Source organism: Gardnerella sp. DNF01180P (assembly GCF_049244205.1).
GTDB lineage: Bacteria > Actinomycetota > Actinomycetes > Actinomycetales > Bifidobacteriaceae > Bifidobacterium > Bifidobacterium swidsinskii.
Window position 1 is genome coordinate 681366 of record NZ_CP058386.1, and the last position, 15844, is coordinate 697209.

Annotated in this window: 13 protein-coding genes; 11 read left to right on the top strand and 2 right to left on the bottom strand. The window is 45.9% G+C overall.

Annotated features, from left to right (window positions below; genetic code table 11):
- The first annotated feature begins 18 nt into the window (after positions 1–18).
- The 6 genes from rapZ to HXT40_RS02580 all read left to right on the top strand — a co-directional run bounded on the left by rapZ (position 19) and on the right by HXT40_RS02580 (position 6352).
- Positions 19–894: an RNase adapter RapZ gene (rapZ, locus tag HXT40_RS02555; RefSeq protein WP_421777332.1), complete on the top strand. Its 876-nt coding sequence runs from the start codon at positions 19–21 to the stop codon at positions 892–894.
- Positions 895–1167: 273 nt separating this feature from the next.
- Positions 1168–2115, top strand: coding sequence for a DNA-binding protein WhiA (whiA, locus tag HXT40_RS02560; RefSeq protein WP_012914259.1), 948 nt, complete (start codon positions 1168–1170; stop codon positions 2113–2115).
- Between the two features lie 767 nt (positions 2116–2882).
- Positions 2883–4088: a phosphoglycerate kinase gene (locus HXT40_RS02565; protein ID WP_421777315.1), complete on the top strand. Its 1206-nt coding sequence runs from the start codon at positions 2883–2885 to the stop codon at positions 4086–4088.
- A gap of 163 nt (positions 4089–4251) precedes the next feature.
- A complete protein-coding gene (gene tpiA, locus HXT40_RS02570) occupies positions 4252–5058 on the top strand; it encodes a triose-phosphate isomerase (protein WP_064340411.1) in 807 nt (268 codons plus the stop codon).
- Positions 5059–5119: 61 nt separating this feature from the next.
- Positions 5120–5368 (top strand): preprotein translocase subunit SecG, encoded by a 249-nt coding sequence (gene secG, locus HXT40_RS02575; protein WP_004119067.1) that lies wholly within the window; start codon positions 5120–5122, stop codon positions 5366–5368.
- A 147-nt stretch (positions 5369–5515) separates the two neighbouring features.
- A complete protein-coding gene (locus HXT40_RS02580) occupies positions 5516–6352 on the top strand; it encodes an HAD hydrolase family protein (RefSeq protein ID WP_116440454.1) in 837 nt (278 codons plus the stop codon).
- A gap of 552 nt (positions 6353–6904) precedes the next feature.
- Here the strand turns inward: HXT40_RS02580 and tal are convergent.
- Positions 6905–8008, bottom strand: a complete 1104-nt coding sequence (gene tal, locus HXT40_RS02585; RefSeq protein ID WP_116994688.1) for a transaldolase — start codon at positions 8006–8008, stop codon at positions 6905–6907.
- 220 nt (positions 8009–8228) lie between these two features.
- Entirely contained in the window at positions 8229–10328 is a 2100-nt protein-coding gene (tkt, locus tag HXT40_RS02590; protein ID WP_421777316.1) for a transketolase, read from the bottom strand.
- A gap of 341 nt (positions 10329–10669) precedes the next feature.
- On the opposite strand from tkt, the gene hrcA reads away from it, so the two are divergent.
- From hrcA to HXT40_RS02615, 5 genes are all read left to right on the top strand, one after another.
- On the top strand, positions 10670–11686 hold the full coding sequence (gene hrcA / locus HXT40_RS02595) for a heat-inducible transcriptional repressor HrcA (RefSeq protein ID WP_162861136.1): 1017 nt from the start codon (positions 10670–10672) through the stop codon (positions 11684–11686).
- A gap of 90 nt (positions 11687–11776) precedes the next feature.
- Positions 11777–12928 carry a molecular chaperone DnaJ gene (dnaJ, locus tag HXT40_RS02600; protein ID WP_004108655.1) on the top strand — a complete coding sequence of 384 codons (1152 nt, stop codon included), beginning with the start codon at positions 11777–11779 and terminating at the stop codon, positions 12926–12928.
- Between the two features lie 69 nt (positions 12929–12997).
- Positions 12998–13981: a methionyl-tRNA formyltransferase gene (gene fmt / locus HXT40_RS02605; protein WP_064621923.1), complete on the top strand. Its 984-nt coding sequence runs from the start codon at positions 12998–13000 to the stop codon at positions 13979–13981.
- 4 nt (positions 13982–13985) lie between these two features.
- On the top strand, positions 13986–14660 hold the full coding sequence (gene serB, locus HXT40_RS02610; protein ID WP_174182566.1) for a phosphoserine phosphatase SerB: 675 nt from the start codon (positions 13986–13988) through the stop codon (positions 14658–14660).
- Between the two features lie 226 nt (positions 14661–14886).
- Positions 14887–15717, top strand: a complete 831-nt coding sequence (locus HXT40_RS02615) for an inositol monophosphatase family protein (RefSeq protein WP_004108666.1) — start codon at positions 14887–14889, stop codon at positions 15715–15717.
- Positions 15718–15844: the final 127 nt, after the last annotated feature.

A 15844-nucleotide genomic window follows, 5' to 3' on the forward strand; every position in this document is an offset into this window, starting at 1 on the left:
CGTTCCGCGTCGACTAGTATGCAACTATCTGACAGATTTGAAGTTATGCTAATTACAGGCATGAGCGGAGCTGGGCGCTCGCACGCCGCTAACGCGTTGGAAGATATGGGATGGTATGTTATCGATAATCTTCCGCCAAAACTGCTCATACCGCTAGTAGATATGATGACTTCATCCGGTTCTAAAGTGCATAAGCTTGCTGCTGTTATTGACGTGCGTTCTAGAGGATATTTCGACGACCTGTTTGCAGTTCTTGCGCATATTGATGACCTTGGTGTAAAAACGCGAATTCTGTTTCTAGATGCTTCAGATGCTGTGCTTATCAAGCGTTACGAGTCTGTGCGTAGACCGCATCCTTTGCAGCGCGGTGGCAGACTTATTGACGGTATTCTAGAAGAGCGAGAGCTGCTCAGTCATTTGAAAGATTGCGCAAATATTATTATCGATACTTCTGCACTTAGTATTCACCAACTTTCTACAAAGCTTTACGAAGGATTGCTTGGAAAAGGCTCTTCTACTGTTTCTGTGCATATTTTCAGCTTTGGATTTAAATACGGCATGCCAATGGACGCTGATTTTGTTGCCGATATGCGATTTTTACCGAATCCTTTCTGGGTTCCTGAATTAAGGGAGCTTACAGGTAAGGATCAAGCTGTGCAAGATTACGTTTTATCGAATCCTGCGGCAATTACATTCTTAGATTCTTATGAAAATGCGCTTCTTACAGCTATCGACGGATTCGCTAAAGAAGACAAGCATTACGTGACTATTGCTGTAGGATGTACTGGCGGTCAGCATCGTTCTGTTGCCGTAAGTATTGAGCTTGCTAGACGTTTGAGATTGCATGGTTTGCAAGTTACAGTATCTGCAAGAGAGCTACAGAGAAGATCATAATAAGTGGAGAAGTAAAGTAGCAAAAAGTAAAGTAGTGAAATGCGATTATGAAACTAATCAATTAAAATTAATTAAAAAATTAAATAAAAATTGTGTAAATTATATAAAATATAAAAAATCTTGTACTAAAAGCATGTAAAGCATGTGCAAAAACCGGTAAAATGTCCAACGTATTCTGTATCACAGAAAGCCGGGCATGTCGTGTGCCACAGCATCATGCAAGTACCCAACAGCACTCATATTTTAAGAAGAACAAAAGTAGGAGGTTGTCCCTTGGCTCTTCTTGACGACGTCAAAAATGAACTCGTTTCAAACAACAATGAGCTCCCGACTGTCATTATGGCTCAAGCTGCAGCAATGATGCGCTTTGCTGGCGGCTTAAGGCCAGTAAATAATCAAGCTGTTATTCGCGCTCAGTTGGATTCTCAGCGCGCAGCTCAGTGGCTTGTTGAGGTATTGAAAACTTATTTCCAGAGGGAAGCAACAATTGCTCAAGTTTCTCGGCAAACTCCTACGGGCACTGTAGTTCGCTATGACGTGGTAGTTGAGCGTGGTGCTGCAGCACTGGCTTTGCAATCTGGTCTTCTTGATCGACGTATGAGAATTGTTGCAGGTCTTGCACCTGAGATTGTTGGTGGAAGTATCGCCCAAATCAAAGCAGCTTGGCGTGGTGCTTTCTTGGCTCACGGTGCTATTTCCGACCCTGGCAAAGCTAGCTATTTGGAAGTTGTTTGCCCAACTCATGAGGCTGCAAATGCTTTGCAAACTATGGCGGCGCGACTTGGCATTAGCGCCAAGGCTCGTCAGGTTCGTAGCTCTGAGCGAGTGACGTTGCGCGATTCTGACGCAATTGAGCGAATGTTGATTTTGATTGGCGCTCCTCGTTCTGCTCGCGAATGGACCGGTAAGCGTTCGGACGGTGAAGCTCGCGGAAAAGCAAACCGTTTGGCTAATTTTGACGATGCGAATATGCGTCGTAGTGCTAAGGCTGCTGCTGAGGCATGCGAAAAGGTTCGTCACGCATTCGATATTTTGGGCGACGATATTCCAGATAATTTGTTGATGGCTGGAAAGCTTCGTCTTGAGCATAGCGACGCAAGTTTGGAAGAGCTTGGTCACTTGGCTGATCCTCCTATTACAAAGGATGCGATTGCAGGGCGAATTCGTAGACTTTTGCAGCTTTCGGCGAAGGTTGAGAAATCGCGTATGCAGCAGCTTTAATGCTGATTTTGCGTGGTTTGTAGCTGTATTGGCTGGCGGGTTTTTTTATGTGGCTGTGAGCGGTGGGTGTTACTAGCGCGACGACATGCTTGAGCGTAGCATTGTACGCGCGAGAGCAATTCGGAGCGTGAGCTTGCTCAAGTTGAAAGCACGGTGTGCTTTCAACGCAAGCTCAGCCGAACGGCGATTAGCCGTAAGGACAGCGCTCCGCTCTTATACCTTACTTGGACTTAGCGGTTGCGTAGTTAAGTTTAGTTTTTTACTTACTTTCTCTGCAAAAATAGTATTCGTCAACAAGATTATTACTATCGTTCCGCTTTTATATTGCTCGACCAAGCAACACCCACCCCTCACTCGTTAATTCCAATCGCAGTTGTTTTTGGTGTGGTAGGAAGAGTGATTGGTGTGGAGTGTGCAGCAGCACCGATGTTAGTGTTCGCCAAGCAATAAATACTCAACGTCTGCAGAGCATTAATGTCAAAGTTTACTAAGCAACATATAGTCGACGTTTGCAAAGCGCAACTGCAAAGCTACAAAACCACTTTTCGCAGAAGCATTACTGCAAAGCTACAGACGCAACGTTTGCAAAGCAATGGTGCAAAGCTGCGTTGTTCATAGGGATTGTTGAAGATGTGCGGTATAATTGCACCCGGCAATGTGTTGATGTTTGAGGCTGATTTTGTGTTTTGTTGAACGAAGTAAGCCGGCACGGTAAGCCAGTATGTAAGTCAAATATGGTAAGCCAATATGGTTTGGAAAGGATACCAATGAAGACACTGAAAGATTTGGGAGATTTGAGTGGTAAGCGCGTATTGGTTCGCGCTGATTTTAACGTTCCTCTCAAGGGTACGACGATTACTGATGATGGTCGTATTTGTGCTGCTTTACCAACCATTAAGGCTTTGCGTGAGCAGGGTGCTAAGGTGATTTTGATGGCTCACCTTGGTCGTCCAAAGGGTCAGGTTGTTCCAGAGCTTTCCTTGGCTCCAGTTGCGCAGCGTTTGGGTGAATTGCTCGGCACAAATGTTGTTTTGGCTGCAGACACTTACGGCGAAGATGCTCAAGCTAAGGTAGCTGCCATGAATAATGGCGACGTTGTTTTGCTTGAAAATGTGCGCTTCAACGCGGAAGAAACCAGCAAGGATGCTTCCGAGCGCGCAGCTTACGCTAAGAAGATTGCTTCTCTTGGCGAAGTATTTGTTTCCGACGGCTTTGGTGTTGTGCACCGCGCTCAGGGGTCAAATTACGATGTTGCTGCCGATCTTCCAGCAGCTGCAGGCTTGCTTGTTGAAAAGGAAGTTAAGGCACTTTCTCGCGCAACTGAAAACCCAGAGCGTCCTTTGACTGTTGTTCTCGGCGGCTCTAAAGTTTCCGACAAGCTCGGCGTTATTGAAAACTTGCTTTCTAAGGCTGATCGTCTTGTTATTGGCGGCGGTATGGTGTTCACATTCCTCAAGGCTTTGGGTAACGAAGTTGGTACTTCCTTGCTCGAGGAAGATCAGCTCGAAAAAGTCAAGGGCTACATTGAAACCGCTAAGAAGAACGGCGTTGAGCTTGTGCTTCCAACCGATATTGTTGTGAACGCTGGCTTCCCAGCAGGGGATACTCCAGTTGCTCCAGAAGTAGTTCCAGCAGACGCTATTCCTGCAGACAAGATGGGCTTGGATATTGGTCCTGACTCTCAGAAGCTTTTCCACGACAAGATTGTTGACTCCAAGACTGTTGTTTGGAACGGTCCTATGGGTGTGTTCGAGGTTCCAGAGTTTGCAGCCGGTACTCGCGCTGTAGCTCAGGGCTTGGTCGATGCAACTAAGAACGGCACTTTCACTATAGTCGGCGGTGGTGATTCTGCTTCTGCAGTGCGCAATCTTGGATTCCCAGAAGATGGCTTCTCGCACATTTCTACTGGCGGCGGCGCTTCTCTCGAGTTCTTGGAAGGCAAGACTCTTCCAGGTTTGAGTGTGCTTGAGTAAGTAATATTGCTTGAGTAAGTAATATTTACGCGAGCAAGTATAAACTAAATATTTTCGCTTATGCCGACTTTCGATTTTATGAATCCGCTTTGTAAATCGAGGTCGGCATAACACTAATTTGCGCAATACTATTAATCTCAATCGTAAATTTTTAAGGGTGATTATGGTTTCCAAAAGAAAGCCGTTAGTCGCTGGTAATTGGAAAATGAATTTCAATCACCGCGAAGCTACGCATTTTATACAAAAATTTGCGTGGCTACTGCGTGACGCGCATTACGACTATCACGATTGTGAAATTGCACTTATGCCTTCTTTTACTTCAATAAGAAGCGTGCAAGTTCTTGTTGAGTCTGACCATTTGCCAATATTGTACGGAGCTCAAGCTGTTTCTGTTACTGCTCAAGGTGCTTTTACTGGTGATGTTTCTGCAGATATGCTTGCAAGTCTTGGATGTTCAATGGTTATTGTTGGTCATTCTGAAAGACGCAAGTATCATCCTGAAGATGATGCAAATATAGTTGATCAAGTTCGAGCTGTTCTTGCCGCAGGAATGCAGCCAATTCTTTGCGTTGGTGAAAGTCTTAAAGAACGTCAACAGGGTGTTGCGCTCGATTTTGCTGTAGGGCAAGTGCATGATGTAACGCGCGATTTAGACGCGAAGCAAGCTAAGCGTTTAATTATTGCGTACGAGCCAGTTTGGGCAATTGGTACTGGTATGGTTGCCACTGCTAATTCAGCTCAGGAAGCTGCATTGGCTATTCGTGAAGACTTGCGCGTTACGTTCGGTGACGATGTTGCAGATACTGTCCGTATTCTTTACGGCGGATCTGTAACTTCTTCTAATGCTTCAAGTCTTATCGCGGAGCCAGATGTCGATGGATTCTTAATTGGTGGTGCTTCTCTTGATGCGCAAGAACTTGCTAATATTGTGCGACTAACGGCTGCGCAAACACGTTTAGAGACTAAATAAGCTTAAGCGGTCAAAGGTTATTATTAAACTTAATTAAGTACTGTAAAACAGGAGGTTGGTTGTGTCCACTGTGAAGATTATTTTGCAGGTGTTGCTTGTGCTCACTAGCATTTTGCTCACATTGTTAATTTTGATGCACAAGGGCAAGGGCGGCGGCCTTTCCGACATGTTCGGCGGCGGTTTAACGAAGAACGCTGGTAGCTCTGGTGTTGCAGAAAAGAACTTAAATCGTTGGACGGTTATTATAGCGTTGATTTGGGTGGCTGTTATTGTTGCCTTGAACCTTATGACTAAGTTCTCACTTATCTAAGTATTCTTTTAAGCGCGTAGTCGAAAGATTGCGCGCTTTTTATTTTATAAATCAAAATTTATGGGCTTGTGTGTGATCTTGCGTACGCGCTTGCATTTGTGCGATTTACAAATTCATTATGCACATTAAAAATAGTGGGTAACTATAATGCTTCGTTTTTCTCCTTCTTTAGTAATTGCTGATCTTGACGGCACAATGCTTCACGATTCCGATACTTTTGAAGGCCGCTTTTTAAGCAGCGAAACTGTGCAGGCTGCTGAGCGTTTGCACGAATCTGGTATTCCGCTTGCTATTATTACGGCTCGTCCTGTTGGAAGCGCTTTTGATTTTGTTCACGATTTAAAAGCTCAAGTTTGCGCGTATCTAAACGGTGCGCTTATTGATTTTGATTGCGTTCACAGCACTATTTCTGAACTTACTTCGCAGCGAAGCATTGATACTCTTACTCGCTTTGGTTTTGACTCTAATCTTGCTGCTGATGTTTGCCTGCGATTGCTTGATAAAATACCTACGCTCCGTCTTGGTATTGTGATGAACGACGTTCGTTACACTAATTTTGATGTTCGTATGCTTTGGAACGAGCAGGATTTTATTATTACAGATTTTTCCAATGTTCCAAGTGGCATAGCAGACAAAATCATTATTGTGCCGCGAGATTGCGAGAAGGAACAGCTTCAGCGTATTATTCCGGATGATTTTTCCTTGCATATTAGCGAAGATGTGTTGTGGATGCTTACGAATCCTCTTGCGAACAAGGGACATGCACTGAACGTTATTTGCGATCGTTTGGGCGTTAAGCCTAGCCGTACTGTTGTTTTTGGCGACGATATTATTGATATTGATATGTTCCGTGCCGGTGGTTATGGGGTAGCGGTGGCGAATAGTAATCCGCGTTTGCTTGCGATTGCGGACGAAGTTTGCGATTCCAACAATGACGACGGTGTTGCCAACTGGCTTCATTCAACCCTTTTTACTAGATTGTGAATAACCAACCTTTTTTCGTTACTGGCGCAGTTGGGCGGAGTCATACGTCGAGCGCTCCAATTGTGGGGAAATTTCCTCGCGTTTGGAGCGTCTAACCCTCCGCAACCCTCCAAATGCGAGATGATGCTCGCGCTCTAAGCGCTCGCTTACGAAACTCGCGTGCGCCATCGCAACGTTTTAACCAAATCTCGCTGGCGAACTCTTTCTGGCAAGTAATCACCGTTATTTTCTCAGTTCGTTAGCTGAGTTAGTAACGGTGTTGTGCCTATTACCGTTATTTTCTCAGTTGGTTAGCTGAGTTTTTAACAGTGTTGTGCTTATCACCGTTATTTTCTCAGTTGGTTAGCTGAGTTTTTAACAGTGTTTTGGTTATTACTGTTACTTTCTCAGTTTATTAGCTGAGAAAGTAATAGTGGGTAGATTATTTTATTACGATTGATAAAAACGTAAAACAAAAACCGCACATGTGTGAATTAATCCACGAACATGTGCGGTTTATGTTATTTAGCAGTTTCGCTGATTAGCAGTTTCGCTATCAGACGATTAGCAAAATCAGGCGTTTACGCGATCGATGCCGGACTGCACGTCAGCAATCACGGAATCCCAAGACTTGATGAAGGCGGCAACACCGTCAGCCTCAAGCTTGTCGGTAACGTCCTTGATGCTGATGCCAAGCTCAGCGAGCTTGTTCATAACAGCGTGGCTCTCTTCGTAAGTGCCCTTAACGGAAGCAGCGCCGTTGCCGTGATCAGCAAGAGCGTTCAAAGTCTTTTCTGGCATGGTGTTAACAACATGCTCAGCAACCAACTCGTCAACATACTTGCAATCGGAGTAAGCTGCGTTCTTGGTGCCAGTAGAAGCCCAAAGTGGACGCTGCTTCTTAGCACCCTTGGCTTCAAGCTCAGCCCAACGTGGATCAGCTGCGAACTTCTTCTCGAAGAGTTCGTAAGCCAAGCGAGCATTAGCAACAGCAGCTTTGCCTTCAAGAGCCTTAGCTTCTTCAGAACCGTTAGCTTCGAGGAGCTTGTCAACAGCGGTATCAACGCGGGAGACGAAGAAGGAAGCTACGGAACCAATGTGCTTCAAGTCGTGGCCGTTAGCGGCAGCCTGAGCGATACCTTCGATGAAGGCGTCGATAACCTGCTCGTAGCGCTCGAGGGAGAAGATCAAGGTTACGTTCACAGAAATACCCTTAGCAAGGGTAGCGGTGATAGCTGGAAGACCTTCCAAAGTTGCTGGAATCTTAATCATAACGTTTGGACGATCAACCTTTGCCCAAAGCTCTTCAGCCTGCTTCTCAGTGTTAGCAGTATCGTGAGCCAAGCGTGGGTCAACTTCGATGGAGACGCGGCCGTCAACGAAGTCGGTCTTTTCAGCGATCTCGCGGAAGATATCGGTTGCGTTACGAACGTCGGTGGTGGTCAACTCGCGGATAGCGGTTTCAACGTCGACCTTGCCGAGTTCCTTAAGCTGTGCATCGTATGGACCAACCTGGCTCAAAGCCTTCTGGAAGATGGATGGGTTGGTAGTAACGCCAACAACATTCTTGTTAGCAATCAAATCCTGCAAAGAGCCGGACTCAATGCGGGTGCGGGACAAATCGTCCAACCAAATAGAAACGCCGGAATCGCTGGTGCGCTGCGTTGCTTCAGTCATGTTATCTCCTTAACACTGTGCTCCACCAATTGGGGCACGTCGGTATTTTGGCGTTTTTACAAGAAACAGCGGTTGATGTCGAACCAACGGTAGCTCGGCATCAACACGCCGTCGCTGTCTCTTGTGAAGTGTTTCGTTAGCACTTCTAGTTTTGTGACATACCAATTTTATTTTGATACATCAAGCTTTATTTTGCTTACTTGCTTTTTGTCAAGCTATCTTAGGCGCGAGCTTCTTCGATAGAAGCCTTAGCAGCTTCTACTACGTGCTCAGCAGTAATGCCCAAGTCAATCATGTTCTGACCGCCGTCACCCTGCAAGCCGTACTGTTCGATAGAAACAGCCTTGCCGCAATCGCCAAGATACTTGTACCAAGGCAATGCCAAGCCAGCTTCGATGGAAACGCGAGCCTTGACGGACTTTGGCAAGATTGCTTCCTTGTACTCTTCGTCCTGCTCTTCGAACCATTCGAGAGATGGCATGGAAAGAACGCGAGCCTTAATGCCTTCAGCAGCCAAAGTCTTGGCACCAGCAACAGCCCACTGAACTTCGGAACCGGTTGCCATGATGATTACGTCTGGAGTGCCTTCGCAATCAACCAAAACGTAAGCGCCGTGCTTCACGCCTTCGCGAGCCTTTTCAGCAGTCTCAGCGAGGGTTGGAACGCCCTGGCGGGTCAAAATCATAGCAGTTGGATAGCTGTTTTTCTTCTCGAAGAAGTAACGGTAAGCTTCAGCAGTTTCGTACTCATCTGCAGGGCGCACAACCTCAAGCTGAGGAATAGCGCGGAAAGCAGCCAAGTGTTCGATTGGCTGGTGAGTTGGACCATCTTCGCCCAAGGCTACAGAGTCGTGAGTCCAAACGTAGAGGTTTGGAATCTCCATCAAAGCAGCCAAGCGAACTGCTGGACGCTCGTAGTCAGAGAACTGGAAGAATGTACCATTGAATGGTCGAGTGTCAGAACCAAGCAAAATGCCGTTGGTAATAGCACCCATTGCGAACTCGCGCACACCAAAGTGAAGCTGGCGACCGTACTCGGAAACGTTTGGCCAAGTGCGGGTTGCGTCTTCGGATGGGCCGAAGGAGTCAGCGCCCTTAATGTTGGTGTTATTGGAGCCGCCCAAATCAGCGGAACCGCCCCAAAGTTCTGGCATAACAGCAGCAATTGCGTTAAGAACTGCGCCGGAAGCCTTACGGGTAGCAACCTTAGAGCCAACTTCGAAGCCAGCAACCAAGTCGTCAATAGCCTTGTCGAAGCCTTCAGGAAGCTTGCCAGCCTTAAGACGCTCGTAAAGAGCAGCCTTATCTGGGTTGGCGGCAGCCCACTTTGCAAGAGCTTCGTCCCAAGCCTTGTGAGCAGCCAAGCCGCGCTCTGCAACCTTGCGAGCGTGAGCCAAAGCTTCTTCGTCGATTGGGAACGAAACTTCTGGGTCGAAACCGCAAAGTTCCTTCAAGCCCTTCACAGCTTCCTCGCCAAGCTTGGAGCCGTGGGAAGCTTCGTTGTTGGTCTTGCCTGGGGTTGGCCAAGCAATCAAAGTATTAACCTTAATGAAGTGAGGCTTATCGGTAACTTCCTGAGCCTTTTCAATAGCTGCAGCCAAAGCCTGAACGTCTTCCTTGTAGGATCCGTCTGGCTGGATGAAGCTAACTTCATCGGTGTACCAACCGTATGCACGGTAACGAGCAAGAATATCCTCAGAGAAGGTGAGCTTAGTGTCACCTTCAATCTGAATGTGGTTTGCATCGAAGATTACAGTCAAATTGCCAAGCTTCTGGTTTCCAGCCAAGGAAGCAGCTTCAGAAGAAACGCCTTCCTCAACGTCGCCTTCGCCGCAGATAACCCAAACCTTGTGATCGAATGGGGAAGTGCCAGCTGAAGCTTCTGGATCAAGAAGACCGCGCTCAAAGCGCTGGCCGTAAGCGAAACCAACAGCAGAAGCAAGACCCTGACCGAGTGGGCCAGTAGTCATTTCGATGCCTGGAGTCAAGCCGTATTCTGGGTGACCTGGAGTACGCGTGTCTGCACCGCCACGGAAATACTTGAGATCGTCAAGAGTCAAGCCGTATCCAGAGAAGAACAACTGCACGTATTGCGTAAGCGAAGCGTGACCGCCAGAAAGAATAAAACGATCGCGGCCAGCCCACTTTGGGTCAGCTGGATCGTGCTTAATGAAATGCTGGTACAATGTGTACGCAATCGGTGCTAATGAAACAGGGGAGCCAGGATGTCCGTGTCCTGCTCGCTCAACAGCATCAGCCGAGAGAACCTTCGCCATCTTTACGGCGCGCTCGTCTAATGCAGACCAGTTGAAATCGGTCATGTGATCTACTTTCCTTCCAATAATCCGGGTTTTTAAGCACAGCTTACGCTGGCTTTTTACCCTCTCATTGCCCTTCAATCCTATCTTTCGCGCGCGACGAATATGTTACAAAGTGTGTCAAAAGTTTGCTTTTATGTTCTGTTGCGAGTTTGCTTTCACACTATACTTATACTTTGCTTTTACGCTACGTTTAGTGCTAATAAATTGCCAAAAATAAGCTAGTATAGAAATCGAATAAGCTAGTATAGAAATCAAATAATATAGTATAGAAATCAAATAATATAGTATAGGAATACATTATTTATGCGTATTTGGGAGGAGCAGTAATGCAGTCGCGACGCATGATGATTTTGCGCGCAGTCGTTGAGGATTATATTCGTTCTCAAGAGCCTGTTGGTTCTGCAGCTTTAGCAAAACATCATCAGCTTGGTGTAAGTTCCGCTACTATTCGTAACGATATGTCGGCTTTGGAAGAAGAAGGCTACCTTGTGCAGCCGCACACTTCCGCAGGTCGCATCCCTACCCAAAAGGGGTATCGCTATTTTGTTGACGGCTTGGCTGCAGTTATTCCACTTTCTGAACCGCAGCGTCGCGCTATACGCAACTTTTTAAGCGGATCTGTTAGTTTGCAAGATACTTTGCAACGTTCCGCGCGTCTTCTTGCAAGTATTACGGGTCAAGTCGCTCTCGTAGCATCTCCAGCATTGTCTAAGTCAAAAGTAAAAAGAATTGAGATTGTTCAAGTATCGTCTTCTACGCTTTTGGTTGTTGTGATTACAGATACTGGAGGCGTAGCTCAGCACATGATTCAAGCAACTACTATAAATTCAAATGACTTATTGCATCTAACTAATATGGTTAATGAGTGCTGCATTGGGCTATCTCTTTCATCTGCTTCACAACGCGTTTATGCGCTCGCAAATCGCAAGGATTTAGCGTCAGCTTTGCAAATTATTAGTCAACTTGCTAACGCTTTAGAAGATATGCATGACGGTGAGCATACTCACGACTTATATATGGCTGGAGCTTCTCAACTTGCGCATAGACAAAGTATTGTTGATTTTGCTTCACTTTTTGACGCACTCGAAGAACAGGCTGTTATTATGCGACTGATGACTTCGTTAAGTGAGGAAGCAAGCGATTGTGCAAGTGGTGTTAGTGTTGCAATCGGCTCGGAAACGCACACTCCTGGTTTGCTTAACGCTTCTGTTGTAACAAGCACTTACGGATACAATGCTGATTCTGACTCTGCGTTTATTGGATCAATTGGTCCTACGCATATGGATTATGCTGCAACGATGACTGCTGTTAAGGCTGTTGCGCGCTACCTTAATTCGTTTATATCCGAAAATTCATAAAACGTGGCTGGTTTATGGCTGGTTATTCGGCTTATGTCTGGCTGTGCCTTATGCAAGAATGATTTTAGAAAAAGGTAAAAGGGGAATTAATTGACTGATTACTACAAAGTTCTAGGCGTTGATCACAATGCTAGCGACGACGAAATTCGCAAAGCCTATCGCAAAATGAGCCGCAAATATCATCCTGATATTGCAGGCGCTGAGTTTGAAGAAAAGTTTAAGGAAGTAAATGCTGCCTACGACGTGCTTTCTAATCCTGAAAAGCGTCGAATGGTAGACATGGGTGTTGATCCTAACGATCCTTCTGCAGGAAGTGCCGGAGCTTCAGGTGCTGGTTTTGCAGATATGGGCATGGGCGACATTTTCAGCCAGTTCTTTGGCGGTTCTTTCGGTAATTCGCAAGGACCAATTTCGCGTGTGCAGCCTGGCGATGATGCGTTAGCTGAGGCTCGTATTGATTTGAAAACCGCTATTTTTGGCGGAAATGTTAGCGTACGGTTAACTACTTTTGGCGTTTGCAAGGATTGCTCTGGTTCCGGTTCTGCCGACAATTCCGCTCCAGAACAGTGCTCTGTGTGTCACGGTTCTGGCTTCTGCCAAAAAGTTGTGCGCACTATGCTCGGTCAAATGATGTCTTCGATGCCTTGTGAGCATTGCGAAGGTCACGGCACGATTATTAAGAATATTTGCCAAAACTGCCACGGTCATGGTCGTGTGCGTTCAATTCGTGAAGTTGGAGTGAACGTGCCGGCTGGAATTCGTGACGGTAGTCGTTTGCGCTTAGCTTCCCAAGGAAGCGTTGGTGAGTGCGGCGGTCCTGCCGGCGATTTGTACGTTGATATTCATATTCGTGCAGATAAGCAATTTACTCGTAACGAGGATGATTTGCATTGTTGGATTACAGTTCCTATGAGCTGGGCTGTTCTTGGTCGTAGTCTTGAAATCGACACTTTTGATGGTGCTCAGAAAATAACGATTCCTGCAGGCTGCCAAAATGAAGACACTATTACTTTGCCAAATCTTGGTGTGACGAAGCTTCGTTCTAAAGATCGCGGAAATATCGTGGTTCATGTGCTAGTGCAAACGCCTTCTAAGTTGAATGATGAAGAGCGTGCTTTGATTGAAAAATTTGCTAAATTGCATGATAGTTCTATGAAGCAAGTGCAGCAGCATTCGTTAAGTGAGCAGTCGAGTGAGCGTAAAGGTTTCTTTAGTAAATTAAAGGAAGCTTTTGCCGGCTGATTTTACGGATTTAATTTACTGCTTTAAACGGCTTTAATTTACGGCTTTGATTTAAAATAGTGGGGAAATATGGCATTACCAATATTGTTTGCTGGAACTCCGGAAGTTGCGGTTCCGTCTCTTCGCGAGTTAACTAAAGATAGTGAGCATTTTGATGTTCGCGCTGTTCTTACGCGACCGGACGCTCCGACTGGTCGCGGTAGAAAGCTTGTGCCAAGCCCTGTGAAACAGGCTGCTCTTGAGCTCGGCTTGCCAGTGCTTGAGTCGGATCCTAAAAATGAAGATGTGTTTCTTGAACAGCTTGCGGCAACCGGTGCAAAAGCTGCAGCAGTTGTAGCATACGGCAAGATTTTGCGACAGAATGTTTTAGACGCGTTGCCGCTCGGCTGGTATAATCTTCATTTTTCGCTTCTTCCGCAATGGCGAGGTGCAGCTCCTGTGCAGCGCGCAATTTGGGCTGGGGATGATATTACAGGTGCTACGGTTTTTCGCATTACGCGCGGCATGGATTGTGGGCCTATTTTGGCGCAGTTTACTACAAAAATTGAGTCTCACGAAAATTCTGGCGATCTTCTTGCACGACTTGCAAACGACGGCGCGCCGCTTCTTGCAGCATCTCTTCGCGGCATGGAAACTGGTGAAATTGTGCCGGTTGAGCAAGATCAAACTCCTCAAGAAGTTGCGCAAAAAATCACTGTTGAAGATGCTCATATTGATTTTCATGCGCCAGCTTTTGCAGTCGATCGTCAAATTCGCGCTTGTACGCCAAATCCGGGCGCGTGGTGCGAGCTTCATGCGGACGATGAACATAATGCGGATCCGATTACTTTGCATGTTTTACGCGCAGTTCCGGCAGATGCTAACGATCCGCATGCTCAAGATTTTAATCAGCTTGATCCTGGAAAATTGCTTGCTGGCAAGAAGCAAGTTTGGGTCGGTACTTTAAGCGGCGCACTTGAGCTTTTGGAAGTAAAAGCGCAAGGTAAGAAAGCTATGAAAGCGGCAGACTGGGCGCGCGGAGCTAGGCTTTCGGCAGCAGCTTACTGCGCATAAAATTATGATTATGAACTTTTCTTCGGTGTTGCCAACTTTGTCTAAACCAGGGCTTTTGGTTATGGATGTTGATGCAACGCTTATTGAGGAAGAAGTTATCGATTTGCTCGGTGCAGAAGCTGGATGCGGCGATGAGCTTTCTGCGATTACAGCGCGAGCAATGCGTGGCGAAATTACTTTCGATACTTCCTTGCGTTCGCGCGTGAGTATGCTTCGCGATTTGAATATTGACGAGTGCAAAAAGCGTATTATTTCTAAAATTCATGTAACTAAAGGCGCGAATGTTTTAATTGACACGCTTCATGCGCACGGATGGAAAGTTGGCGCAGTTTCTGGCGGTTTTCATGAGATTTTGGACGAATTTTTGCCGAGTTTGAATATTGATTTTTGGGCGGCTCACCATTTAGAGTCTATTGACGGCAAGCTTACTGGCAACGTACTTGGAAATATTGTTAATGCTAATGCAAAAGTTGAAGCGCTTAGAACTTGGGCAACTAATCTTGGAATTGATCGCGAACAAACTGTTGTAGTGGGGGATGGAGCGAACGATATTTCAATGATTAAATTCGCTGGATTAGGCGTAGCTTTTTGCGCAAAACCAACAGTTCAAGCGGCTACTCCTTACTGCATTCTTACTCGCGATTTAAGCGCTGTCTTACGTTTTTTGAATGCGAATTAATACGTTTTTAAAAGTAAAAGTTGAGTAATGTACGTAGGCAATGTAAAATTGCGAATGATGATTAAAGATTAATGATTAAATTTTTTGTGAAAGTTCTGTATCTTTTAACCGCAGAGCTTAAATGTGTTGGTGAATCTTTCTATTGTTGAGTAAAATAAAGTTAATTTATGGGAGAGAGAGTGTGCATAAATACGGGAATTTATGCATTTAGGGTAGGGAGTGTAAGTTGAATTTACGAGAAGTTGCGCTTGAAGTTGCGCGTATTTTGGAAGATGTTGGTAAACATGCGTATCAGGATCAATTAAGCCCTCAAGATATGACGTCGATTGCGTTGGGTGATCCTAATAAATCTGAATCTGGTTTTGGCGATAAGCTCGTGCGTTTTATTCAAAATCGTTTGACTTATGTGAATCCTTTCCAAGGTTTTTGGCAAACTAAGCCGGAGCAGTGCAATCCAGGAGAACGTTTTTGGTGCGTTGGAAACGTTGACGGTGCTATTAATTTTAATCGCGATATGGCTGAGTGGACTCTTACGGTTTCGCTTTTTGAGTTTAACGATGAAGGCTCCGCTCGTCCGGTTCTTGGCGTTGTGCACGCTCCTGCGTTGGGATTGACTTATTTGGCTGCAAAGGGTCAGGGTGCTATTCGTATTCGTAGAACTCCGCAAGGAGAGAAGCGTGAGAAGATTACGCCTTCCACAACTTCTACTTTGCAAGGATCTGTGGTTTGTTATGGAATGTCTTATATACCTGGTGAATCTAAGCGCGCGCTTGACGTAGTCGCTTCTGTTGAAGAGGGCTGCCCTGCGGATATTAAGCGTATTGGACCTGCGTCGCTCGACTTGTGCAAGGTGGCAGATGGCACTTATGACGCTTATTTTGAGCCTCACTTGCATCATTGGGATATTCCAGCTGTTTCTGCTGGTGCCGTGGTTGTGCTAGAAGCGCAGGGTCAGGTTTGCCAGTGGGATGGAAACCCTATTCATTGGCGACGCGAAAATGACGTAGTTGCTTCTAACGGTTTGCTTATTAACGAGTTAAAGCCGTATCTTAAATAAGCAATATTCTTGCGTAAGTAACTAATATTCTTGCGTAAGTAGTTAATAGTCTTACGTAAGCAGTCAATAACATTACGCAAGTAACTCGTAGCCTTGCGTAAGCATTCAATTATCTTGCGGCGTATCG

Bases quoted from the DNA above. Each gene is read 5' to 3' on its own strand.
- rapZ (WP_421777332.1), top strand. From the start codon at position 19: ATGCAACTATCTGACAGATTTGAAGTTATGCTAATTACAGGCATGAGC.
- HXT40_RS02565 (WP_421777315.1), top strand. From the start codon at position 2,883: ATGAAGACACTGAAAGATTTGGGAGATTTGAGTGGTAAGCGCGTATTG.
- tpiA (WP_064340411.1), top strand. From the start codon at position 4,252: ATGGTTTCCAAAAGAAAGCCGTTAGTCGCTGGTAATTGGAAAATGAAT.
- HXT40_RS02580 (WP_116440454.1), top strand. From the start codon at position 5,516: ATGCTTCGTTTTTCTCCTTCTTTAGTAATTGCTGATCTTGACGGCACA.
- tal (WP_116994688.1), bottom strand. From the start codon at position 8,008: ATGACTGAAGCAACGCAGCGCACCAGCGATTCCGGCGTTTCTATTTGG.
- tkt (WP_421777316.1), bottom strand. From the start codon at position 10,328: ATGACCGATTTCAACTGGTCTGCATTAGACGAGCGCGCCGTAAAGATG.
- hrcA (WP_162861136.1), top strand. From the start codon at position 10,670: ATGATGATTTTGCGCGCAGTCGTTGAGGATTATATTCGTTCTCAAGAG.
- fmt (WP_064621923.1), top strand. From the start codon at position 12,998: ATGGCATTACCAATATTGTTTGCTGGAACTCCGGAAGTTGCGGTTCCG.
- serB (WP_174182566.1), top strand. From the start codon at position 13,986: ATGATTATGAACTTTTCTTCGGTGTTGCCAACTTTGTCTAAACCAGGG.